Consider the following 22,717-nt stretch of genomic DNA (forward strand, 5'->3'; position numbering starts at 1 on the left):
TACAACTCAATTTTGAAAAACTTTAGATAGTACATCTGCGAAATCAACTAATCAACTTATCCGGCGTCACCGGCAAATTCCTTACTCTTTTTCCCGTTGCATTATAAACTGCATTTAAGATAGCAGGAGCAACTCCAACCAAAGCAATTTCGCCAATACCTTTTGCACCAGTCGGGCTGATAATATTATCCGGCTTGTTTACAAATAAAACATCCATTGGTGGCACATCAGCATGTACAGGTACATGATAGTCCACAAAATTGCTGTTAATATAACGGCCATAGCGATGATCCATCAATGTTTCTTCTGTCATTGCCATACCAATACCCCCAACAGCACCACCTACCATTTGGCTGCGTGCCGTTTTTTCACTGATGATTTTTCCTGCATCAGCCACTGATACAATATGTTTCAGTTTTATCACACCGGTTACAGGATGTACATGCAGTTTTACAAAATGCACAGAGAAAGAATTCGTAACATATTTATCCCGCTGTGCAAAACCGGTAGAAGCTTTTGAAACCTGTATCTCTGGTTTGCCTGTTTGTTTCAACAGATCAGTAAAATGAATAGACGCTGATCCTGAAACAAGTTTGCCATTCTCATATTTGATGTCATCAGCCTTTATATTTTTAAAAGCAGGAATACTTTCAATTGCCATTTCTTTCAATGTTTGCTTAATGGCATCGCATACTGCAATTACCGCAGAACCAACTGTGGTTGCAGAACCTGATCCTCCCTGTGTTGGCCCGGTAGGAAAATCAGTATCGCCCAGTTCAAATTTTACTTTGCTGTCATCAATCGCCATTTGTTCACTTCCAATTCTTACCATCGCTGTTGATGTGCCCGGCCCCATATCACTTACTGCACTTTGAAGCAATATACTTCCATCACTTCTCAAAACTCCTTTTGCTGTTGCACCACCACGACCAGCACCGAAAATACCCACTGCCATTCCATAACCAACCAGCATTCCATCTTCTTTTAATGTACCGGGAACGGTAGGTCGTTTACTCCAGCCGATCTTTTCTTTACCGAGTGCATAACATTCTTTCAGGTATTTAGTGGTCCATGGCAATTTATTCAGCGGACTTACTTCTGCATCATTGATAATACGTAATTCAATTGGATCAATGTTTAATTTATAGCTCAGTTCATCCATCGCAGTTTCCAAACCAAAACATCCGGATGCAGGGCCGGGGCCACGCATCCATGTAGGTGTATTAATATCAAGCGGTAAAATTTTATAACTCGTATTTACATTGGGGCATTCATATAAATACTGAGATACAGTTGCTATACCTTCTGTAAAGTCTTCATAGGTTGATGTATTGCTCACAGCATGATGCGTTATACCTGTAAGCTTTCCATCTTTACTTGCGCCGATCCCGATCTTTTGCCAGCTATAAGGACGATAGCCTACCATGGTAAACATTTGTTCACGATTCAATGTCAATTTTACCGGGCGGTTTAATTTCTTCGAAGCTATAACCGCTGCATGTACATGCGGCCAGCTTCTTAAACTACTACCAAATGCACCACCCACAAATTCAGTGATCACTTTTACATTTTTTTCATCGAGTCCAAAAATTCTTGCTAATTCACTCTGCACACCTTTTGGTCCCTGCGATTTATCATACACAGTTAATTTATCGCCTTCCCATGATGCAATCGTTGCATGCATTTCCATCGGGTTATGCGTTTCTATAGGTATCGTATATTCTTCTTCCAGTTTTACGTCTGCATTTTTCCAGGCATCTTTTTCCTTGCGCAGGTATTCGCCGCGGGGCTTTAAAATTTTATCGTTGAATTTATTTTTTTCAAAATCTGTTGTGGGTTCCTCTTTATTGTATTCCACTTGTACCAGCGATGCTGCATATACTGCTCTTTCGAAAGTATCAGCCACCACCATTGCTATGGGCTGACCATTACTAACAATGAGATTGTTGAAGAAAACTTTCAAACCAAAATAATCTCTTGCATTCGGGTTCTTTGAAAGATCTGCTGCTTTGTAGCCTGGTACAACCGGGCAATTGAGATAATAAATAATATCAATAACGCCGGGAGCATTTTTTGCTTCGTTGAGATAAATGCTACTGATCGATCCTTTTGCAATAGTGCTGTTTACAAAAACTCCATAGGCCAGACCGGCTAATTTGAACTCAGCCGTAAATCTTGCTGTGCCGGTAACTTTTGCCAATCCATCCACACGGTCATCATCTGCAAACCAACCTGAAGTATTGTTTTGTCCAGAGTTTTCAATTTTCCCCTCTACTAAGGGGAGTTGTTCGTAGTTATTATTCATAATCTTTTTTATTAAAACTTGTTCATTTACGTTTCCTTCTCCTTGGTCCCGGATTGGCCAGTGCTTCACGTTTTCGTTTTACAAACTCATTCACTCCATACTGTTCCTCATATTTTTCAACCCATTGTATTATTTCCCTTACTGCTGCTTCGACTTTATTTATCACAAGCAATGCGTTAAAACGTAAGAAACTAACTCCCACCATTTCCAGCTCATCTTGTCTTATTTTATCTTTTCGCATTACTTCCTCATCATGATGCGTAATACCATCTACTTCTAACGCTAATTGGAGGTCTTTACAATAAAAATCCAATATATAGTTGGCTACTGGTCTTTGCCTGTCAAAATCATATCCTTTTATTTTCCCATTCTTTATTTCATTCCACAATTTCACTTCAGAGAAAGTCATATTTTTTCTAAGAGACTTTGCTCTTTCTTTCAGTATCGGATTATATGGAATAATCTTTCTTCTCATTTGTGTTGACCCACCCCGGTCGTTTATAATTTGTTACTTCACTTAATTCGCCCCTCCCGGGGGAGGGGAAGAGTCCTCAATTGTTTTGCGTAACCGTGAACTTCAACGCTTGTTTCATTATTCAATCTGTTTCGATTAATCATAGGGTCGTCGGAAAGCTGGGGCTGAGCTCAGCATCCCCTCCTTGGAGGGGCAGGGGAGGGTTTATGCCGTTGCTTTGGTTAATGCTTCTATGATAGCCGCTTTTCCCAATTTAATTTTAAACTGGTTATGCTCATATGTTTTTGCTCCTGCCAACGCCAGGGTAGCAGCTTCAGCAAAAGTTTCCTGCGAAATATTTTTACCAACTAAGAATTTTTCAACCTCAGTTAATCGCCATGGTTTATGTGCAACGCCACCCATTGCAAGAGAAGCTGATTTAATAACTCCATCTTTTACTTCCAATGCAACTGCGATTGATACCAATGCAAATGCATAGGATAAGCGGTCACGTACCTTCAGGTAATATGATCTATTAAAACTATTAACCGGTACATTGACGGACATAATCAATTCGCCAGTTTGTAAATTATTATCCAGTTCAGGTGTATCACCCGGCAAGCGATGGAAATCTGCAAATGGAATTTTTCTTTCTCCATTCGGGCCACTTACATTCACCGTTGCATTTAATGCAGCTAGTGCTACACACATATCACTCGGATGAACAGCAATACATTTAGAGCTGGCGCCAAAAATGGCATGCATCCGGTTATAACCTTCCATGGCACCACAACCACTTCCGGGTTTTCTTTTATTGCAGGGCATCGTTGTATCATAAAAATAAGGGCAACGTGTACGCTGCATAATATTACCGCCGACAGTTGCCATATTCCGCAAACTGGCAGAGGCACCAGCATTCAAAGCCATTGCTAATAAAGGATATTTTGTTTTTACCAGTTCATGCTCAGCTGCTGCACTGTTCAGAACTAATGCTCCAATGCTTAAGCCTTTTGCATCACTGCTGATATCTTTTAATGGCAATGCATTTATATCGATCAAACGATCGGGTGTTGTTATACCTTTTTTCATCAGGTCAACCAGGTTGGTGCCGCCGGCAATGAACTGCGATGATCTATTTTTTATTCGTGCATCTGTTGCCGCTTTAGCAGTTGTGGCTCTTGTATATTCAAAGTTTATCATACAGCTTGCCCTCCTTTTTTTACTTCCATAATTGCATCAATGATATTTGGATAAGCACCACAGCGGCAGATATTACCACTCATGTATTCACGAATTTCTTCAGGTGTATTTGCATGACCTTCTCTTATGCATCCTATCGCCGACATGATCTGTCCCGGTGTGCAATAACCGCATTGGAAACCGTCATGTTTCATAAAAGCTTCCTGCATAGGATGAAGATCATCTCCTTTTGCAAGCCCTTCGATGGTCGTAATTTTTTTTCCCTGATTCATTACAGCAAGTGACAAGCATGAATTGATGCGTTTACCATCAACATGTACCATACAAGCTCCGCATTGGCCGTGATCACAACCTTTTTTTGTACCTGTTAAACCCAATTGCTCCCTCAATAAATCAAGCAGGGTTACTCTCGGTTCAACGGAAAGATTTTGTGCTACACCATTTATTTCCAGTTGTAATGGAATTTTTTCAAAGTAGGAAGCTATCTTTTCTTCATTCTCTGCGGCTTTCAGCAAAACCGGTGAAGCGGTGACCAATGCTGCAATAGCTGTTGATTTTTTCAGAAATCCACGCCGGCTTTTATGCGGACAATGGTTTTGTTCTTCTGTGTACATAGTTGAATTATATCTTTCTAAGTTAGATTTTCTACAGGTCGCAGAAAAATAAATATTGCATATGGCATAGTTAATCAGGCATTTAAGCCTGTTGGTACAAAACCTGTTTCACTCAATTCTGAATAATTATATTTGCACCCCATGCAACGTATTTATTTTGATAATGCAGCCACTACAGCCCTTGATAAAGAGGTGCTTGAAGCTATGCTGCCCTATATGACAACTCATTTTGGTAATCCATCTTCAATTTATTCATACGGTCGTGAATCGAGGCTGGCAATTGAGAATGCAAGGAAAACCGTGGCAAAAATTCTGAATGCTCATCCGGGTGAAATATTTTTTACAAGTGGTGGAACAGAAAGTGATAATATGGCTATCTCTTCAGCTATACATGACCTGGGTTGTCGTCATATCATTACATCATCCATCGAACATCACGCAGTATTACATGCAGTTGAACATTTTGATCATGATGATGTAGTGACAAGTAGTTTTGTAAGACTCTTACCCAACGGGCATATAGATCTTGAAGACCTGGAAACTCAGCTGGCATCTCATGAGGAAAGATGTCTTGTAAGTTTGATGCATGCAAATAACGAGATAGGAAACCTGCTGGATATTTATGCAACCGGAGAAATATGTAAAAAATACAATGCCATTTTTCATAGCGATACGGTGCAGACAGTTGGCCATTATAAAATTGATCTGCGTAGCAAGCCGGTGCATTTTGCAACGGGAGCGGGGCATAAATTTCATGGCCCGAAAGGAGTTGGAATTTTATATATCAACGATAATATAAAGATCAAACCCATTATTTATGGTGGCGGCCAGGAACGTAATATGCGGGCTGGTACGGAAAATTTGTATGGCATAGTTGGTTTTGCTAAAGCATTACAGCTTGCTGATGCTGCAATGGAAAAAGATGCTGCATACGTTCAATCCTTAAAGACTTACATGATCGGGCAACTGGAATCAAATATTCCGACTGTTCATTTCAATGGCGATTATTTAGGTAAAAGTTTATATACAGTCCTCAATGCTTCATTCCCTAAGAATGAAAAATCAGAAATGATATTATTTAATCTTGATATGAATAATATCTGTGTATCTGGTGGCAGTGCCTGTAGCAGCGGCGCTGATGTTGGTAGCCATGTTATCAGGGCTATTAATAATGACCCTAATAGGGTAGCCGTTCGTTTTTCTTTTAGTAAACATAATACTAAAGAAGAAGTGGATGCAGTGGTAGCAAAAGTGAAGGAACTTATCTGATGCAACGGAATTCTTTAAACTCTTGTCAGGGTTATTAAAGTTGCTTATGAAACAAATATTATCAATTGCACTAATTGTTTCATTGATTTTTAGTTGTAAGAAAAATGACCAGGAGCTATGTGATACTTATTTAACCATTAGTTCAACAAATACACCTGCTGCAGCTATTCTTGATCAAGGCATTACAAGTACTATTAATAGTTACGGACCTGATTTATGTTACAGGTTTTCTGGTATGGAGATCACACAACAACCAACTCCATCTGGCACGGTTTATCAGTTTAAATACTTCATAAAAGTAAAAGGAACAATACCATGCAAAAGCACAAATTGTGCGCAAGCCATTTATAATTCAACCAATTCAATTTTACTTACACCAGCAGTACGAGGAACATATTACCTGCATTTTTATAATCAGAACCTGTTATTTAAAACGGATACAGTTATTGTAAACTGACTCTTTATTTCCTTTTAACAAATTCCTGCAAAATAAATTTGGAACTCTACGAAATTACCGTAGCTTTACGAAAATTTCGTAGATATGGAAAAACTTACACATACCGAAGAAGAAACCATGCAAGCCGTATGGCGTACCGGCGAAGGCAATGTAAAATCCTTTATGGATCATTTGGATGAGGCGCTGCCTTACACTACTGTAGCTTCTACTATTAAAAACCTTGAAAAGAAAGGCTATCTCACCAGCCGGCTTGTAGGGAATGCCTATTTGTATAAACCAGCGATAACAGAAGAGGATTATAAAAAGAAGTTCATGGGTAAAGTGGTGAAGGAATATTTTGATAACTCTTACAAAGAGCTGGTAAACTTTTTTGTGGAGCAAAAAAAGCTTTCCGCAAAAGAATTGAAAGAAATAATTACGATGATTGAAAAAGGAAACATATAAACCATTAACCGGAACTTATGCATGACTTAATCAGTTATTTGATCAAGCTTTCCATCAGCCTCGCTGTAGTATGGCTATTTTACCAGTTTGTATTACGCAGGCTTACATTTTATAATTCCAACCGTTGGTACCTGGTGGGTTATACCCTGATCTCTTTTTTTATTCCTTTTATTAATGTCTCATCAATTGTAGGAAACAGTAACGATCCAGGGAATGATCTTATACAATTAATTCCTTCTGTTCGACAATATACTATTGCTTTGGAAGAGGCATCTCAGTGTCCCATACCCATCTGGTCAACTAACTATGATAAATGGGATTGGGCAGCATTTGCATTAATGACGGGAGCCGCAATATTGCTAATCCGGTTTCTTATGCGCTATATCTCTTTTATCCGCATCAGGAACAAAGCAGAGCTGATCTCTGATGGGGGCATAAAAATTTACCAGGTCGATGAAAGTATTATTCCTTTTTCTTTTGGAAATGCTGTTTTTATCAATTGCAGCCAGCATACTTCAGAGGAATTAGAAGAAATAGTTCGTCATGAATTTGTGCATGTAAGACAAAAGCATACGATCGATATTATCTGGGTGGAGTTGCTTTGTATAATTAACTGGTATAATCCCTTTGCCTGGTTGCTTAAAAAATCCATTCGCCAGAATCTTGAGTTCATTGCCGATAATAAAGTTGTTGAAAATGGCATTGACAAAAAACAATATCAATACCTGTTGCTGAAAGTAATTGGCAACAGTCAATTTAGTATAGCTACCCAGTTTAATTTTTCTTCATTAAAAAAACGTATAGCCATGATGAACAAAACAAAAAGTGCAAAACGACAATTGCTGCGGTTGTTGTTTTTGCTGCCAGCTACCGCAGTGTTATTACTTGCATTCAGAGATAAAATTGATGTTTTTGAAAACCAGGATCAGGATCAGCCGCCTTTTAAAACCAGTGAAGCAATTACCAGGGATACAGTTCCTGAAGTAAAGAGTCCGAATAGCAAAGGTTATATCATTAACATAAAAGATAAATCCGGCGAATGTGAAGTGGTGATAAAAGACAAAAACAAAAAGGAAGTAAAACGGTTGCTTCTTACAACATGGAATAAAAAGCCTGATTACTATAAGAATTTGTATGGCGAAATTCCTCCACCGCCGCCACCTAAAGATCCGTCTAAACCTGGCGAGCCAAAGAAAGCAGAAATAAATACTGTAAGCGACTTTCTGAAAAGAAACACTGATGTAAAAGATGTGGGATGGGTTTATCACCTTGATAATACCGTTGCCATTGTACATATAAATAAGAAAAATGGGACTTCGGAGGAATATAAAATAGATAATGATGCTGAGAGAAAAAAGGCTGAAGATAAGTATGGTGCTTTACCAATGCCATCTCCGGCTCCAGTACCGGCTCAGCCAGCAATGCCAGCAGCACCAGCAACACCTGCAGCACCTGCAACACCACCAACAAAAGTTATTGGAGTAAAACCAAAAAACGGTGTGACTGCAGATTTTGATTTAAACAATAATGTAATGACTGTAAAATCAAAAGATGGTACTCAAGAAGTTTTCGATTTGAAAAATGAAAAGGAGAAAAAACAATTCATTGAAAAATATGGTGATCCCATTATAGTTTCTGATATAACCACATCAGTTAATAGTAATATCAATACAAAGATCACATCAGTTTTAGCAACTACTTTAAAATCTAACCTTGTTGCAAATAATAATATTAATGCAATTAATGTGACCAGCACAAATGTAAATGTGAAGATTGCTAATGATAATATTATGAATGCAAAACTGGCAACGACTGTTTCTTCGCCTATAGTAACGAATTTAAAAACTGATGTAGTTACAACAGTTACTCCGGTAACTGCGGTTTTAATAGATTTCGATATAGTGATCAATATCACAAAGAATACAACAGAGAAAGAGTTGGAGAACCTGATAACTAAGATGAAGGAAAAGGGTTATGAGCTGAAATTCACCGATAAGAATTTTAATGATGGTGTTTTGACAAATATCAGCGGCACTATAAAATATAAAGGAAGCAGCTCAACTTTTTCTGCTAAAGATTTTAAAGACCTGACCATTGCCGTTTTTCATGAGGGTGATGAAGTGGGTTTTAAAATACTGACTGATCTGAGTGATATAAAAAAGACACTGACAAGTACAAAGAAGACGGTTATTTAAAAATCTGTTTAAAATATTTCAGGGCCTGTAGAAAATATCTGCAGGCTTTTTTATAAATAATACCAGGGATTTCGTTTTGCGGCCCAGATATATTTCCGCATATTTCTCCAGAAAGCAAGAATAAGATAGATGATGACCGGCGAGCCCATTGTAAGTAAAGAGAGGTAAATAAAATACTGCCGGATCTTGGTGGTTGCAATGCCTAGGCGATTGCCAATAGCCGAACAAACCCCAAAGGCATTCCATTCTACAAAGCTTTTGAATCGGTTCATATTGCTAATTTAGAAAATAATAGAAAATCCTCCAACCGCATCGCCGGAAAAACAATCCACATTCCGTAAATTCGCGACTCGAATGTGTGGATTGGTTAATGTGCGAATGTGCGGATTAATTGGTTTGTTTTGACCAACTTGTCTCATCCGCACATCTGCAAGTTCGCAAATCTGCACATTAATCACATTTTCAAATTTTCAAATTCATTCCTCATGGTATTCGATCTCGATCTTATCAAAAAAGCTTATAGTGAAATGCCGGCCAAAATAGATGCTGCCCGCAAAGCATTGGGCCGCCCTCTTACATTGTCAGAAAAAATTCTATTTTCTCATCTTTGGAAAGACCTGGCAGTAACAGATTTTGAAAGAGGGAAAGCCTATGTTGATTTTGCACCTGATAGAGTAGCTATGCAGGATGCAACGGCACAAATGGCATTATTACAGTTTGATACGACTGGTCGTAAAAGAGTTGCAGTGCCATCAACAGTCCATTGCGATCACCTTATACAGGCTAAGATCGGTGCTAAAAAGGATCTTGCCCTGGCTATAGAAACAAATCGTGAAGTATATGATTTTCTTGGTTCCATTTCCAACAAATATGGAATTGGTTTCTGGAAAGCAGGGGCTGGTATTATTCACCAGGTTGTATTGGAAAACTATGCATTCCCGGGTGGAATGATGATCGGTACCGACAGTCACACTGTTAATGCAGGCGGTTTAGGAATGATTGCAATTGGTGTTGGCGGTGCCGATGCATGTGATGTGATGGCGGGCCTTAGCTGGGAGTTATTAATGCCGAAATTAATAGGGGTGAAGCTTACAGGCAAAATGAGTGGATGGACTTCTGCTAAAGATGTAATTCTTAAAGTAGCAGGTATCCTTACAGTAAAAGGAGGTACAAATGCAATTGTTGAATATTTCGGTGAAGGAGCTGAAAGCATGAGTTGTACAGGTAAAGGAACTATTTGTAATATGGGTGCAGAGATTGGCGCAACGACATCTACTTTCGGGTATGATGAAAGTATGAACCGTTACCTGAAAGCAACAGGCCGAGCAGAAGTTGCTGCTGCTGCTGATAAAATAAAAGATTATCTGACCGGTGATGCAGAAGTATATGCTAACCCGGAAAAATATTTTGACCGTGTAATAGAAATAAACCTTGATGAATTGGAGCCGTATATTAACGGACCATTTACTCCCGATCTCGCAACGCCTATTTCACAGATAGCAAAAGCCGTGAAGGAAAATGGCTGGCCTGAAAAACTGGAAGTAGCATTGATCGGAAGTTGCACCAATTCTTCTTATGAAGATATCAGCCGTTCGGCTTCTATTGTAAAAGATGCGATGAATAAAGGATTAAAAACAAAATCTGAATTCACGATTACTCCGGGAAGCGAACTGGTTCGTTTTACAATTGAAAGGGACGGGTTCATAAAACAGTTTGAAGATGCGGGAGGTGTTGTATTGGCAAATGCATGCGGCCCTTGTATTGGTCAGTGGGCACGACATATTGATGATCCTAATCGTAAGAACACAATCATCACATCTTTCAACAGGAATTTTGCAAAAAGAAATGATGGTCTTGCCAGCACACATGCATTCGTGGCATCACCTGAAATAGTAACAGCATTGGCAATGGCGGGAACTATTGCTTTTAATCCGCTTACTGATAAACTGAAAAATGAAAAAGGCGAGGAAGTGATGCTTGCTGAGCCAACCGGGTTTGAATTACCTCCAAAAGGATTTGATGTGGAAGATGCAGGCTACCAGGCACCGGCTGAAGATGGAAGTAAAGTATCTGTGAAAGTAAGCCCCGACAGCAAACGCTTACAATTACTTTATCCTTTTGCAGCCTGGGAAGGGATTGATATAAAAGGATTGAAACTGCTTATTAAAGCAAAAGGAAAATGTACAACTGATCATATAAGTATGGCAGGACCATGGTTAAAGTTCCGTGGTCACCTCGATAATATCAGTAATAACATGCTGATTGGTGCAGTTAATTTTTTTAATGAAAAAACTGACACGGTAAAGAATCAGGTTACAGGGGAGTATGGTCCCGTTCCTGCGACACAACGTGTCTATAAAGCTGCAGGTATTGGAACAATCGTAATAGGAGATGAGAACTACGGTGAAGGTTCCTCAAGAGAACATGCAGCGATGGAACCACGTCATTTAGGTGTTCGTGTAGTAATGGTTAAATCTTTTGCCCGCATACACGAAACCAATCTGAAAAAACAAGGTATGTTGGCACTCACATTTGCCGATAAAGCTGATTACGATAAAATTCTTGAAGACGATACTATTGATATCGAAGGCTTGGTAACTTTTAGACCTGGTAAACTATTGCAGGTAGTACTCAATCATGCGGATGGAAGCAGTGAAACTATTCAAGCTAATCATTCTTATAATGCTCAGCAGATCGAATGGTTTAAGGCTGGTGGTGCATTGAATGTGATACGTTCTTCGCAGATTGTGTAAGAGAAATAATACTTATATGTTTTTTTCAAAGTCCTGTTGAAAGTAACAGGACTTTTTTATGTTTTTTCTTCATTGGCTTCCAGCAAAGCTGCATCATAAGGAAACCATCCCTGCCGTTCAGGGATATAAATTTCTGCAGCATTACTATCCACAAATAATTTATAATCGAAGCGGGGATAATTGTGAACGATATAACCAGGATAATACAGTTTTTTTTCAGCCTGTAAAGCATATTGGATCTTTATAAGCATCAGGTATTTGCCCAGGCTGAATTTTTTATAATCCGGATGATAAAAATTCATGATACCCGCAATGCTTTCGTGACCTTTATCAAATACACCTGCAGCAACTAATACACCATTATCTCTTACTTCAACAAGATGAGTATCGAATACATTGATAGGTTGATCGCCATGAAGCCAGTAATGAATCGATTGCGCTGCTTCAAAATCAATATGTGTTTTATACAGTGAATAAAGCTGCTCAAGTTCTTCTGAAAGTTCAAATGGACGAATAGTGACGTGAAATTGTGAGTTTAGTTTGATCAATCGTTTGATAGATTTCCCCAGCTTCAGTTTTTGCAGATCATACCTGAACCAATAAACCCTGTAAACCTCATCACGCAAAGAAATAAAATGAGTGGTGAAAATACTTTGCCCCATACGGTACCACCCTCTGGCAAGAAAAGCATCCAGCTCTTCGCCGGTTAACTGCTCAGGGTAATAAACATAGTTTTCATGCAGCATGTACCACTATTATTTCAACAAAGCTATCAGCTATATTTACAATTCTTAGGATATAATATGATTTTTTTCAGAACTGTTTACTAAAATGGCTTACTCCAAAGTTGATAAGGTCAAAAAGAAGGCTGCCTCCTGTTTTTTTATTTGTAAAAGCCTCCAGTTTATGCTCAATAAGGTTGCGGGGTGATAGATCTTCTTTTAATTCTTTCCAGTCGCGGCGGATCTGTTTTTCCAGCTCCAATTGTTTTACCCTGAGCCGGAGTTTTTCAGTCTCTAAATTTCTTATATTTTTATTTTTCTTCATCCTTTTCTTCTTCCTTTTCAAATAAGGCTTTTACCAATGCATTCATGATCGGTACCCCGATCAGCTTATCTTTTAAAATCCATATAAATATTCCAAAAAATAAAATTATTCCAGCCATGATTAGAAAGCCAAGCCACATATTATCCAATTGCTGACCAATAGCAATGGCGCCAGCAACACTTGCTAATACTAAAAATAAAAAAAACACCAGCGCTGCCATCAGTAAGGCAATCATCAGAGCGGCCACTTTCGAAATTTTTTCCGCTACTGATAATTTTACCTGTGCAACCCTGGTGTTTACATACTCCCTGAGCCGGTCAACCAATGATTCGATCTTTTTGAATTCTTCTGACATAATTTTGTCGTTAGAATTTTAATTTACTAAACTTCTTCCATTTCACCATTCACTTTGCTCAATTCTTCTTCCAGCTTTTCTTTACCCAATTTTACTTTGCGGGTAATTTTATCCGCAAGTTTTTTGCCAGTGTCTGAAATTTTTTTTCTTGTTTCAGAACCTTTGTCAGGTGCAAATAAAACGCCCAGTATACCACCAATTGCAAGACCAGCTCCCATGGCAATCAGGATTTTAGATGTGTTTTTCATAATTGTCTATTTAAAATGTTATTGTTTTAATTTCTTCATTTCAAATTTAACCTGTAAATAGACGAAATAGTATGACCCAGCGCAGATATGAAATTGAGAGTTATCAGGATGGAATTAAAGAATATCCGGCTCGGAATAAAGTTTCAGATTAAGGGATCAGTTATCAGCATCTTTTATTGCCGGACGGTTGTCTTCCTTTCTTTTTTCATAGTGCATATTAAACTGTGAAAGATCTGGGACATTTTTTCGGGGTCGATTCAATTCATATTTATAGATCGTTTGTCCCAGCTTGTACAGAAAAGGCCAACCGATTGTTTCATAATCATATTTATTATCATTCAACACTCCGTCACTGTTTACATAAATGATTGCAGTAAGCATGAATTCAACTTTGTTTTTAAAATCCACTACATACGAAACATCCGTGAGGCAGCCGTAGGCCCAGCCTACCTTATTAAACACACGGACATAGTCGGGCATATTGTGTCCGCCTTCTTTGAAAAAGAATTTTACATAGCTGTCGTAATAAGTACTGGTATCATATTTAGGATAACTTGTTTCAGAAGGATATTGTGAGAGATAACGGTACAAAAAATTATAATCGTCTTTGGATAAATAAAATCGTTGCTTTTCAGGAACTGATTTAGGAAATAAAACAGATTGCAATAGTTGTTGCAGATGATGAACAGTAACATTATTAGCTGTTGTAAAATCAATGGGTCCATTGATCAGGCTATCCTCAGCATTTAGATAAGCATTTCCCATTTTATTTATATGACTAAAATCAAATGAATCTGTGTTGAATGCCATTGCCTGACGGTAGATCGTCGAACCATCCTCGTTTATAAAACTTATTGGATTAGTGTGCCGGTTTTCATCAGCATTCATTCGCATAAACCGCCGGGTAATCCGCAGGTCAGGATACCCCATATTATTCAGGCGTCGGTTAATAGTTTCCTGCCCGATAAACTCATACATACGGTTATAAGCATCATTGTCACTTACCAGGAATGCCTTGCGAATGAATTGTGCAATAGATGGCAATCCATTTTTAGCTGTGCTATCCTTATATAAAACTGTTTGTTTTGAATATCCGCTGTCAAATCGCATAGCTGTGTATTTATTTACACCTGCATTCTTGAGTAAGTTTATTTTTTCAAGAGATAGAAAAGCAAGTGGCATTTTCACAGTTGAAGCAGGATTAAAATACTGCAATGAATCATAATTGTAATAATAGTTTTTAAAAGAAGGCTTGTTTTTTTTATCCCTGTTTATCTCGGTATAGATAATCTGATACCGGTAAATATCAGGGTTCTTTAATACAGATTGCAACAAACTATCAGGTTCAGCCGCTAAAATATTTTTAAGTAATGCATCTGTTTTTGGTTGTGCATGTACACCGGATGAAACAAGAAGGAGTGAGATGATAAGATATTTTGTTAGCATATTGATGAAGATAATAATTCATATCACCCGGATGAAAAGAATTTGAAATAAAAAAGCCACCCGAGGGTGGCTCTAATTTAAAATGCTTTTTTAAACTCAACAGGCGGTGCTTTCGGCCTTGTAAATCCTTTTGTCTTCATTTGTTCTTTTACTTCAGCAATTGCTTTTTCCAGTTGCGGATCAACACCTTTAGCCATTGAAGTCAGATCCTCCGGTACTTCAATATCCGGATCAACACCATGTCCTTCTTTGAACCAGGTTCCATCAGGATTATACATTCTGAATGTTGGCGCTGTAATGCTGCCGCCATCTATCAATCCGGGTACACCACTAATGCCAATTAAACCACCCCATGTTCTGGTACCAATCAATGGCCCTAATTTCTTTTTACGGAAATAATCAGGGAATGCATCACCACCAGAACCACTCCATCCATTCATCAGCATTACTTTGGGGCCAAAGTGTGCAAATGGCGGCCATGGCCATTCTTCACCATCACGAATAGACCAGAATGCAAGGGGCTCACGATTCAGTACCTCAATAAAACGATCCGGTATTTGTCCACCGCTATTAAAACGTTCATCAATTACCAATGCTTTTTTATCCCATTGTGCATTGAATTGTCGCATCAGTTCATTCTGTCCATCTACGCCAGTGCTGGGTACATAGATATAACCAATATCACCATTGCTTGATTCTTCAACTCGTTTACGGTTGCTTTCTATCCACGCAAGATTACGGAGACGGGCTTCATCACTCATCGTTTGTACAACTACCGTTTTTGCACCATCCCATGATGGTTTGCTGTTATAAGTTATTTCTACAGCTTTATTCGCTAATCCCTGGAATGCGGCAAAAGGTTCCTGTTCTGTAGTAAGTGGAATTCCATTTACGGCCAGAATATAACTACCCTCTTTTACATCTACACCGGGTCTATCAAGTGGCGAACGTACTTCTGCATCCCATGCAGCAGTACGAATAATTTTATCGATCTTATAATAATTGCCTTCTGCTGCCCAATTAACGCCGAGATAACCAACAGGGTCACTCTTCGCCTGCTCTTCATCACCGCCGGAACGATAGGTATGTGATGAGTTTAGCTCACCGATCATTTCTCCCAATACAAAATTTACTTCTTCGCGGCAAGTTGCTCCATCCAGCATTTTGAGGTAACGTTCTTTCACCAAATTCCAATCCACACCATGCATGCCTGCATCGTAAAAGAAATCCCTTTCGAGTCTCCAGGTATCCATAAATAGTTGCTTCCATTCCTGAACAGGATTAACTGTCATTGTCATTTCATTGATGCGTAAAGGTTTTTCAAACTTTTGATTTTCTTCCGGCTTTATAACAGCCCATGTATTGGTATTACCACGGAGTGCCAGTATTTTTTTACCATCAGCAGCCAGCAAATAGCGGTTAGCCTCTTCAATAATTGTTTTCTCTTCTCTTTTTTCTATATCAAAATACTTAATTGCAGTCTTACCATCTGCTGCGCCTGTGTTGGGAAATGTTTGATAAATGATCTTTCCTTTGACTGAATTAATATTTCCATACACACCGGGCTTTACAGGCAGAATTGTAAGTCTTGATTCAAACCCGTCAAAGTCTATTTCGACCGGTGAAACTTTTGGTTTTGGGGTAGCTGCAACTGGTGCTGCATCTTTCTTTTTTGCAGTATCAACATTCTCTTCTGAAACTTTTATTTCCACTTTATCATTCTTGGGGCTAAGCAATGATGGGGTGCTTTTCTTTAAACTTATGAATGCAGGTTGCCCGCTATTTGGATAAATAAAAGTATTATCAATGCTGCTGTAACTAGGTTGAAAATTCTGATTGGTAAGCAGGAAAAGATATTTACCATCGGCATCAAAAGCAGGGGAACTGCAGTTGTAATACCCGCTTGTTGCCAGTTGAGTTTTCTTACTCTGCATATCATAAATGAAGATAGCGGTGTGATAATTTTCAAGGTCGCGGCTGTAAGTAAGCCAGCGGCTGTCAGGCGACCAGTCGCATCTGAAACCTTCCAGCTGACCATGGCTCATCCGTAAACCTTTATCAACATCATACGTTTGTGAAGTGCTGAAATCATACACTTTTATCCGCATTGCTTTATCAATAAATGCGATCTTCTTACTGTCGGGTGACCAGAATAAATTATAACGGAAGCCAGGTCCGTAGTTAGTCAGCTTCTTTGCTGAATTTTCTTTACTAGGATCCATTGTCCATAATTCATATTCGCCGGATTGGTCGCTCCAGTAAGCCAGTGTTGTTCCGTCAGGTGACCAGGCAGGATTTCGTTCTGCATAACCGGAAGAACGGGTGAGATTTTTTACAAAACCATTTTCAGCTGGCACAGAAAATATTTCACCTCTTGCTTCCACTAATACACGGTTACCATCAGCACTGATGCTTGCATGCTGAATCAATTTATCTACTGTTTCGTTACCGGGTTTCAAGCCAGCTTTATCGGTTACCACATTTATTTTTACTTCTTTGGCTTTTTGTGAAGTAAGATTGTACAAATACAGTTTGCCGCCGGCTTCATACACGATATCTTCTGGCCCGAGTGAAGGCCAGTGCACATCATAATCAGTGTATTTAGTCAGTTGTTCAAAAGTTTTTTTATTTACATCATAACGCCAAAGATTCATCCGCACTTCGGGGCCACGATCAGTAATGAAATAAATATGATTGCCATGCCACATTGGTAATTCATCTGCAAAATCTGTTTTTGTTGAAATATTTTCTGAGCTGTTATCTTTCAGGTTGAAAATATGAATGTCTGCACTCAAACCTCCCTGGTAGCGTTTCCATGTTCTGAAAACCGTTGAACGGAAAGTAACCGCCATTTGTTTTCCATCAGGAGAATAGCTGCCGAACTCTGCATAAGCTAACTGCATTCTTTCCGCAGCGCCACCGGTAGATGAGATTGTAAAAAACTGGTTGAAACGTTCACGACCTGCTTCGCGACCTGATGCAAATAAAATGCGTTTGCCATCAGGTGCCCAATCAACAATACGATCGGGAAGGCCATGTTGTGTTAAACGCAGCGGCACACCACCATTTGCCGGCATCGAATACACATCAAGATTACCATCATAGTTACCGGAAAAAGCAATTGTTTTTCCGTCGGGAGAAAATTTAGGAAAACTTTCCACACCGGCTGGCGAACTTAGTTTAATTGCTGTACCGCCTTCTTTAGGAGCAATCCAGACATCGTTGGCATAAGTAAAAACAATTTGTGATTGCGATACATCCGGGAAGCGAAACAGGCCCGCATCTATCTGTGCAGATAATTGCAGGCAACCGAAACCCATTAACAGCGACACAAAAGATTTTTTTTTCATGGTAATAGCAGTTTATTATTTGAAATGAAAAGAATAATTAAGGAACGGATAACTTTTTAACGAGAGAAGAAAACCTGGTGGTATGGCGGCTTTCATTTATCATTTAAAGGGAACTAAACTTAAGATTTTTTCAGAACAACAATCAAAAAAAATGATGACCGGAAATTGTTGCATCGATAATTGGGTTAAAAACAAAAAGGGCATCTGTAAAAGATGCCCGTAATTTTTTTTTGGAAAGCCTGTTTATTAGCTCAGGTGTTTCGCCAGGTGCTTAGCCATATCAAACATAGATACCTGTGATTTACCACCGAAAATTGGTTTCAGTTTGTCATCAGCATTGATCATACGTCTGTTTGCTTTATCCTGCAAACCTTTTGCTTTAATGTAAACCCACATTTTCTTTACTACTTCAGTACGGGGTAATCCTGCACTGCCAACTACTGCTGCCAATGCTGCACTTGGAGTAAGTGGTCTCATGAAGGCAGGGTTAGGTTTACGAGCTGCTTTTTTCTTAGCTGGCTTCTTAGCTGCTTTTTTTGGAGCTGCCTTTTTTGGAGCTGCTTTTTTCTTAGCTGCTTTCTTAGCTGGTTTTTTTGCTGCGGGTTTTTTAGCTTTTTTCTTTGTTGCCATAATGTTTTTAATTTAGAATTTTAATGGATGTCATTATTTTTCTGGAATCAAATATAGAGTTTTTCACAATAGAGAAATATAATTCATAATTTTTCTTATCCTCATTCTCCCTCTGGAAAACCTGCTTTTGCAGGGTGCAAGCTATCGGTTGCCCTATGAGCTATGTTGAATATAGCTTTGTTATTTCACTGAAATAGAAAATGAATTTGCTTTTTTAAAGATTACATTGGCAGTTATGTATTGGCTAAGATTCACAAGAAAACCCTTACCCAACAAGGCTTTTGGGGTAACACAATTGATTATATACTTATAACTTCTGTATGCTGTTCACATGAGTTAAGAAGGATGGCTGGGTGATAATTGCTTGCCCCTGGAGCAGCTATTTGACTGTACAAACCTGATCTCTGCACCGTTTTTAGTGCTACCAGTTTTTCACATTTCCTTACCAGCCCGAGTAGAAAAATGATGAGCTGACAGGTTAAAACAGGATTTTCATTGGGGAAAATGATAAAACGATGGCCTATTCTTCCTAGGTGTATTTCTAATTTTCTTACTCCAAAATGACTTTGCCGGTTCATTGAATAATGCGACAGAGAAAGAAAAAGTTTAACCATTATGAAAATATACGAACGCAATCCTTTTTTATCCTATTCCATTTTCATATCTTTTACATACTAAAATCAATTTTATGACACGCTATCACGTTATTTCGAGGGTAGCGATTTATTTGCTATCCATCGTACTCATCAGCTTTGGTATTTTTCATTTTATGTATCCAAGGGATCTGGTTGTATTCGTCCCCGCCTCATTGCCTGGAGGCATTAACTGGGTTTATATTATCGGTGCAGTTTTTATAGTAGTGGGAATTTCTTTCCTCACCAATAAGTTTGTGAAAATAACGGGATACCTGTTATTTCTGATACTTGTTGTTTTTATAATCACCATCCATGTGCCCAATTATATGGATGCAGGTGACAAAGAAATGAAGCAACTTGCTTTAATAAATATTTTAAAAGATACTGCCATAGCAGCTTTTGCATTGCATATAGCTGCTGGCGCCCATCACCAGCATTTGCACTTCGAAGAAAGTGATTAATTTTTTTATGCTCCGCAACTTACTATAGTATTTGTTGATACAGGTGTTACAGTAAGTTGTGTTTTGTTAAGTGGGGGGATGAAATATTTTCTTAAGCAGGTCATACAGTTCGGGGTGTTTTGATTTCAGCATATCGGGTCGTTCAAAAAAATATTCTGAGACTACTGCAAAGAATTCAGCCTGGTTGGTGGCTCCATAAGGGTTGATGTCTGATTTATCATCAATGATATCTTCGATTTTTTTCTGCATCAGATCTAGCCAGGGCAGAATATATTTTTTTTCAAGCAAAAATTCAGGGATGCCATCAACGGCGCCATCTGTTTTATCCACTAAATGTACAAACTCATGAATGGCCACATTCGATTTACCGGTTTTGTTGATGAAGGCCTGCCGCAGCTCATATTGTGAAAGTATCATCATATGATTCATAGCGCCGCTGCCAACCATACCGAGTGTATTGCGGTGATGACCTTCCTGCTCAAACTCATCGCCGAAGGAATCAGGGTATAATAACACTTCGTTCAGGTTTATATATTCCCACTCTTTGAAACCAAAAATGGGAATAACAGCACTGGCTGCAACAAAGACCTTGTCCATTTCTTCCACGGTTGTATTTACGCCGGTAATTTTTACATGTGAAAGAAAATTGATCATACGGTCTTCAAATTCTTTTTTTCTTTCTGCATTTAATTGCTGGTAAAAAGGAACCTGTTCATTAAGTATTTTACGAAATGAATCGGGAAAACTTTTTATTAAAGGCGGCTTCTTTTTCCGCTGAAAATAAATGAGTGAAAATAAAATGAAGCCGGCCAGGATGGCCATGAACAAAACAAAAGGGTGCATCCTGCAATTTAAAGAATATTGAGGTTTGGTTTTGACTGAAGGCGTAGATTTGATATTTATTAAAACAATTTTGTGAAAGGAATAAGACCCGATCTTGATATCATTAAAGACATTCTCGAAGCTGTGCTGAAAGTGCAGCCTGAATCATCGTTTACACAAAGCCTGTATCATCAATACCAGGAGAGAGGCGGGTTGAGCAAAAAACAATTACAAGGATTATTAGGAAAGGCGCAAAAGATAAATTCAATTCCTTCAGCAAAGCTGGCTACACTGGAAGCGATCATTTTACGCAAGCATGAAAAAACAAAAACGACTGCGCCGGTACAGGCGGGGCCTTTATTTGAAAAGAATGAAACCGCAGGAAAAATGATAGATGCATTACTTGTAAAATATCCTGCGCACAAAAGGGTTTTATTTTTTAAAACAAAATTTGATAATAATGAAACGCTTTTGGCCGCTGAATTATCAGAACTGGAAAAATTTACTAAACTACTTTTAAAATGATCAAATATTGGTTACTGATATTTCTGTTTATCAATTCCTGCACGGGTAATAAGAAACTTGCAAAAACAAATCATCCGGATGCAGAAGGTTGGGTTGATCTGTTTAACGGAAAGGATATTAATGATTGGGTTGTTAAGATCAATCATCACGAAACGGGAGATAATTATGGAAATACTTTTCGGGTGGAAGAGGGGATGATAAAAGTCCGCTATGACCAGTATGAAAGTTTTAATGAACGATTTGGACATTTATTTTATAAAACACCATACTCCTATTACAAACTGAAACTGGAATATCGTTTTACAGGCGAATTCAGAAAAGATGCACCAAGTTATGCCAACTTAAATAGTGGTGTAATGTTTCATTCGCAAAGTCCCTTTACAATATTAAAAGAACAGAACTGGCCGATTTCAATCGAGTTTCAGTTCAATGCAGGGCTGGGTGATGGTAAATCAAGGCCTACAGGGAGTATGTGCTCGCCAGGAACAAATGTTGTATACAAAGGTGTACTCGATGTGCGGCATTGCATTACATCTTCTTCCCGAACATTTGGTAAAGATGAATGGGTAAAAGCCGAACTGGTTGTTTATGGAGATTCATTGGTTTCTCATATCATTAATGGCGATACTGTACTTCAATATTCAAAACCACAAATAGGGGGCAATGTGGTTGCAAACTTTGATCCGGCTATTAAGATCGATGGAAAGTTATTGAAGGATGGATATATTGCTTTGCAAAGCGAAGGGCAGCCGATTGATTTCAGGAATATTCAGTTGCTGAATCTGGAAAAGAAATAGCATCGGAAAAGCAAAGCGGGAACTTACAGTCCCCGCTTTATTATTTATGGCGCTGTTGTTTTGCTTCCTGTAGTATTAATGATAGCAAGTAATTTACCTTCCGGTTTTTCGGCAGATGTGTAATACAGCTTCAAACCAGATTGATTAGCAACCTTAACACTGAAGATCTCTTTAACACCGCATTTCATAGAGTAGTTATTATCTGATGTGTTGGTAAACTTCCATTCTTTCAGCAATATACCATCGCTGCTTTTTAAAGCAAGTACACGGTCTTTACCGGCCTGGCCGCAATGAAAGTATTTTACAGTCAATTCGCTGCCTGCAGTATTACTGAGACTGATGGTTTGCACTTTTTCGATGTCTTTACCACAACGCTGTAGTACAAGCTTACTATCCTGGTAAATTTCAAAACACTCACCGCCAGCAGGAGAAGTAAATGATGAAAGACTAAGGGCTGCAAAAGCCAGTGTAAAACAGGCTGTTGTTTTTTTAAATAAACTTTTCATGACTGATAATTTTTTGTTTGATAAATGAGATAAACTCTGTTGACAATACAAATAAACTTACAGCAGGAGCCGGGATAAAATATGTTTGATGAAATGCAGGGTCAGCCTGACGTGCAGCAGCTATTTCTTTCGCCTGTTTGAATTGATCAGGTAAATGACCATTGTTATGATCAATAAACCTGTAGAACCATATACGAGATAACT

General features: G+C 38.6%; 22 protein-coding genes. 8 read left to right on the forward strand and 14 right to left on the reverse strand.

Annotated features, from left to right (window positions below):
* Positions 1–43 precede the first annotated feature (43 nt).
* The 4 genes from E6H07_17860 to E6H07_17875 all read right to left on the reverse strand — a co-directional run bounded on the left by E6H07_17860 (position 44) and on the right by E6H07_17875 (position 4,573).
* Complete coding sequence (locus E6H07_17860) at positions 44–2,305, reverse strand: xanthine dehydrogenase family protein molybdopterin-binding subunit (GenBank protein TMI61766.1); 2,262 nt, start codon at positions 2,303–2,305, stop codon at positions 44–46.
* Between the two features lie 22 nt (positions 2,306–2,327).
* On the reverse strand, positions 2,328–2,780 hold the full coding sequence (locus E6H07_17865) for a DUF559 domain-containing protein (protein ID TMI61767.1): 453 nt from the start codon (positions 2,778–2,780) through the stop codon (positions 2,328–2,330).
* Positions 2,781–2,984: 204 nt separating this feature from the next.
* The gene (locus E6H07_17870; GenBank protein ID TMI61768.1) at positions 2,985–3,959 is read right to left on the reverse strand and encodes a xanthine dehydrogenase family protein subunit M; all 975 of its coding nucleotides are present in this window, start codon (positions 3,957–3,959) and stop codon (positions 2,985–2,987) included.
* Entirely contained in the window at positions 3,956–4,573 is a 618-nt protein-coding gene (locus E6H07_17875) for a 2Fe-2S iron-sulfur cluster binding domain-containing protein (protein TMI61769.1), read from the reverse strand. Before E6H07_17875 ends, E6H07_17870 begins: the two co-directional genes overlap by 4 nt.
* A gap of 141 nt (positions 4,574–4,714) precedes the next feature.
* Here E6H07_17875 and E6H07_17880 point away from each other — a divergent pair, with 141 nt between their 5' ends.
* The 4 genes from E6H07_17880 to E6H07_17895 all read left to right on the forward strand — a co-directional run bounded on the left by E6H07_17880 (position 4,715) and on the right by E6H07_17895 (position 8,938).
* Positions 4,715–5,842: a cysteine desulfurase gene (locus E6H07_17880; protein TMI61770.1), complete on the forward strand. Its 1,128-nt coding sequence runs from the start codon at positions 4,715–4,717 to the stop codon at positions 5,840–5,842.
* Between the two features lie 46 nt (positions 5,843–5,888).
* A complete protein-coding gene (locus tag E6H07_17885) occupies positions 5,889–6,299 on the forward strand; it encodes a hypothetical protein (GenBank protein ID TMI61771.1) in 411 nt (136 codons plus the stop codon).
* A gap of 84 nt (positions 6,300–6,383) precedes the next feature.
* Positions 6,384–6,743 (forward strand): BlaI/MecI/CopY family transcriptional regulator, encoded by a 360-nt coding sequence (locus tag E6H07_17890; GenBank protein TMI61772.1) that lies wholly within the window; start codon positions 6,384–6,386, stop codon positions 6,741–6,743.
* A gap of 17 nt (positions 6,744–6,760) precedes the next feature.
* The gene (locus E6H07_17895) at positions 6,761–8,938 is read left to right on the forward strand and encodes a M56 family metallopeptidase (GenBank protein ID TMI61773.1); all 2,178 of its coding nucleotides are present in this window, start codon (positions 6,761–6,763) and stop codon (positions 8,936–8,938) included.
* A 50-nt stretch (positions 8,939–8,988) separates the two neighbouring features.
* Here E6H07_17895 and E6H07_17900 read toward each other — a convergent pair whose 3' ends face one another.
* Positions 8,989–9,210, reverse strand: a complete 222-nt coding sequence (locus E6H07_17900; protein TMI61774.1) for a PspC domain-containing protein — start codon at positions 9,208–9,210, stop codon at positions 8,989–8,991.
* Between the two features lie 213 nt (positions 9,211–9,423).
* On the opposite strand from E6H07_17900, the gene E6H07_17905 reads away from it, so the two are divergent.
* Positions 9,424–11,691, forward strand: a complete 2,268-nt coding sequence (locus tag E6H07_17905) for an aconitate hydratase (GenBank protein TMI61775.1) — start codon at positions 9,424–9,426, stop codon at positions 11,689–11,691.
* Between the two features lie 56 nt (positions 11,692–11,747).
* Here the strand turns inward: E6H07_17905 and E6H07_17910 are convergent, their stop codons facing one another.
* The 7 genes from E6H07_17910 to E6H07_17940 form a co-directional block, all read right to left on the reverse strand.
* Positions 11,748–12,437, reverse strand: a complete 690-nt coding sequence (locus E6H07_17910) for an arginine-tRNA-protein transferase (protein TMI61776.1) — start codon at positions 12,435–12,437, stop codon at positions 11,748–11,750.
* A 67-nt stretch (positions 12,438–12,504) separates the two neighbouring features.
* Positions 12,505–12,738 (reverse strand): hypothetical protein, encoded by a 234-nt coding sequence (locus E6H07_17915; protein ID TMI61777.1) that lies wholly within the window; start codon positions 12,736–12,738, stop codon positions 12,505–12,507.
* Positions 12,725–13,093 (reverse strand): hypothetical protein, encoded by a 369-nt coding sequence (locus tag E6H07_17920; GenBank protein TMI61778.1) that lies wholly within the window; start codon positions 13,091–13,093, stop codon positions 12,725–12,727. The genes E6H07_17915 and E6H07_17920 overlap by 14 nt, the downstream gene beginning before the upstream one ends.
* A gap of 26 nt (positions 13,094–13,119) precedes the next feature.
* A complete protein-coding gene (locus tag E6H07_17925; GenBank protein ID TMI61779.1) occupies positions 13,120–13,341 on the reverse strand; it encodes a YtxH domain-containing protein in 222 nt (73 codons plus the stop codon).
* A gap of 156 nt (positions 13,342–13,497) precedes the next feature.
* On the reverse strand, positions 13,498–14,787 hold the full coding sequence (locus tag E6H07_17930) for a serine hydrolase (protein TMI61780.1): 1,290 nt from the start codon (positions 14,785–14,787) through the stop codon (positions 13,498–13,500).
* Between the two features lie 77 nt (positions 14,788–14,864).
* Entirely contained in the window at positions 14,865–18,137 is a 3,273-nt protein-coding gene (locus E6H07_17935) for a peptidase S41 (protein TMI61781.1), read from the reverse strand.
* A 246-nt stretch (positions 18,138–18,383) separates the two neighbouring features.
* Positions 18,384–18,767, reverse strand: a complete 384-nt coding sequence (locus E6H07_17940) for a hypothetical protein (protein TMI61782.1) — start codon at positions 18,765–18,767, stop codon at positions 18,384–18,386.
* Positions 18,768–19,455: 688 nt separating this feature from the next.
* On the opposite strand from E6H07_17940, the gene E6H07_17945 reads away from it, so the two are divergent.
* Entirely contained in the window at positions 19,456–19,863 is a 408-nt protein-coding gene (locus E6H07_17945; protein ID TMI61783.1) for a DoxX family protein, read from the forward strand.
* A gap of 66 nt (positions 19,864–19,929) precedes the next feature.
* Here the strand turns inward: E6H07_17945 and E6H07_17950 are convergent, their stop codons facing one another.
* Positions 19,930–20,706: a zinc-dependent peptidase gene (locus E6H07_17950; GenBank protein ID TMI61784.1), complete on the reverse strand. Its 777-nt coding sequence runs from the start codon at positions 20,704–20,706 to the stop codon at positions 19,930–19,932.
* A gap of 72 nt (positions 20,707–20,778) precedes the next feature.
* On the opposite strand from E6H07_17950, the gene E6H07_17955 reads away from it, so the two are divergent.
* Entirely contained in the window at positions 20,779–21,210 is a 432-nt protein-coding gene (locus tag E6H07_17955; protein TMI61785.1) for a hypothetical protein, read from the forward strand.
* Positions 21,207–22,007 (forward strand): DUF1080 domain-containing protein, encoded by an 801-nt coding sequence (locus tag E6H07_17960; GenBank protein ID TMI61786.1) that lies wholly within the window; start codon positions 21,207–21,209, stop codon positions 22,005–22,007. Before E6H07_17955 ends, E6H07_17960 begins: the two co-directional genes overlap by 4 nt.
* Positions 22,008–22,051: 44 nt before the next feature.
* On the opposite strand, the gene E6H07_17965 is transcribed toward E6H07_17960, so the two are convergent.
* Positions 22,052–22,513: a hypothetical protein gene (locus E6H07_17965; GenBank protein TMI61787.1), complete on the reverse strand. Its 462-nt coding sequence runs from the start codon at positions 22,511–22,513 to the stop codon at positions 22,052–22,054.
* Positions 22,514–22,717 lie beyond the last annotated feature (204 nt).

This window comes from Bacteroidota bacterium (genome assembly GCA_005882315.1).
In the GTDB taxonomy this organism is placed as follows: Bacteria; Bacteroidota; Bacteroidia; order Chitinophagales; family Chitinophagaceae; genus VBAR01.

Coding starts and splice junctions, on each gene's coding strand:
- E6H07_17860 (TMI61766.1), bottom strand. CDS start 2,305: ATGAATAATAACTACGAACAACTCCCCTTAGTAGAGGGGAAAATTGAA.
- E6H07_17865 (TMI61767.1), bottom strand. CDS start 2,780: ATGAGAAGAAAGATTATTCCATATAATCCGATACTGAAAGAAAGAGCA.
- E6H07_17870 (TMI61768.1), bottom strand. CDS start 3,959: ATGATAAACTTTGAATATACAAGAGCCACAACTGCTAAAGCGGCAACA.
- E6H07_17875 (TMI61769.1), bottom strand. CDS start 4,573: ATGTACACAGAAGAACAAAACCATTGTCCGCATAAAAGCCGGCGTGGA.
- E6H07_17880 (TMI61770.1), top strand. CDS start 4,715: ATGCAACGTATTTATTTTGATAATGCAGCCACTACAGCCCTTGATAAA.
- E6H07_17885 (TMI61771.1), top strand. CDS start 5,889: ATGAAACAAATATTATCAATTGCACTAATTGTTTCATTGATTTTTAGT.
- E6H07_17890 (TMI61772.1), top strand. CDS start 6,384: ATGGAAAAACTTACACATACCGAAGAAGAAACCATGCAAGCCGTATGG.
- E6H07_17895 (TMI61773.1), top strand. CDS start 6,761: ATGCATGACTTAATCAGTTATTTGATCAAGCTTTCCATCAGCCTCGCT.
- E6H07_17900 (TMI61774.1), bottom strand. CDS start 9,210: ATGAACCGATTCAAAAGCTTTGTAGAATGGAATGCCTTTGGGGTTTGT.
- E6H07_17905 (TMI61775.1), top strand. CDS start 9,424: ATGGTATTCGATCTCGATCTTATCAAAAAAGCTTATAGTGAAATGCCG.
- E6H07_17910 (TMI61776.1), bottom strand. CDS start 12,437: ATGCTGCATGAAAACTATGTTTATTACCCTGAGCAGTTAACCGGCGAA.
- E6H07_17915 (TMI61777.1), bottom strand. CDS start 12,738: ATGAAGAAAAATAAAAATATAAGAAATTTAGAGACTGAAAAACTCCGG.
- E6H07_17920 (TMI61778.1), bottom strand. CDS start 13,093: ATGTCAGAAGAATTCAAAAAGATCGAATCATTGGTTGACCGGCTCAGG.
- E6H07_17925 (TMI61779.1), bottom strand. CDS start 13,341: ATGAAAAACACATCTAAAATCCTGATTGCCATGGGAGCTGGTCTTGCA.
- E6H07_17930 (TMI61780.1), bottom strand. CDS start 14,787: ATGCTAACAAAATATCTTATCATCTCACTCCTTCTTGTTTCATCCGGT.
- E6H07_17935 (TMI61781.1), bottom strand. CDS start 18,137: ATGAAAAAAAAATCTTTTGTGTCGCTGTTAATGGGTTTCGGTTGCCTG.
- E6H07_17940 (TMI61782.1), bottom strand. CDS start 18,767: ATGGCAACAAAGAAAAAAGCTAAAAAACCCGCAGCAAAAAAACCAGCT.
- E6H07_17945 (TMI61783.1), top strand. CDS start 19,456: ATGACACGCTATCACGTTATTTCGAGGGTAGCGATTTATTTGCTATCC.
- E6H07_17950 (TMI61784.1), bottom strand. CDS start 20,706: ATGCACCCTTTTGTTTTGTTCATGGCCATCCTGGCCGGCTTCATTTTA.
- E6H07_17960 (TMI61786.1), top strand. CDS start 21,207: ATGATCAAATATTGGTTACTGATATTTCTGTTTATCAATTCCTGCACG.
- E6H07_17965 (TMI61787.1), bottom strand. CDS start 22,513: ATGAAAAGTTTATTTAAAAAAACAACAGCCTGTTTTACACTGGCTTTT.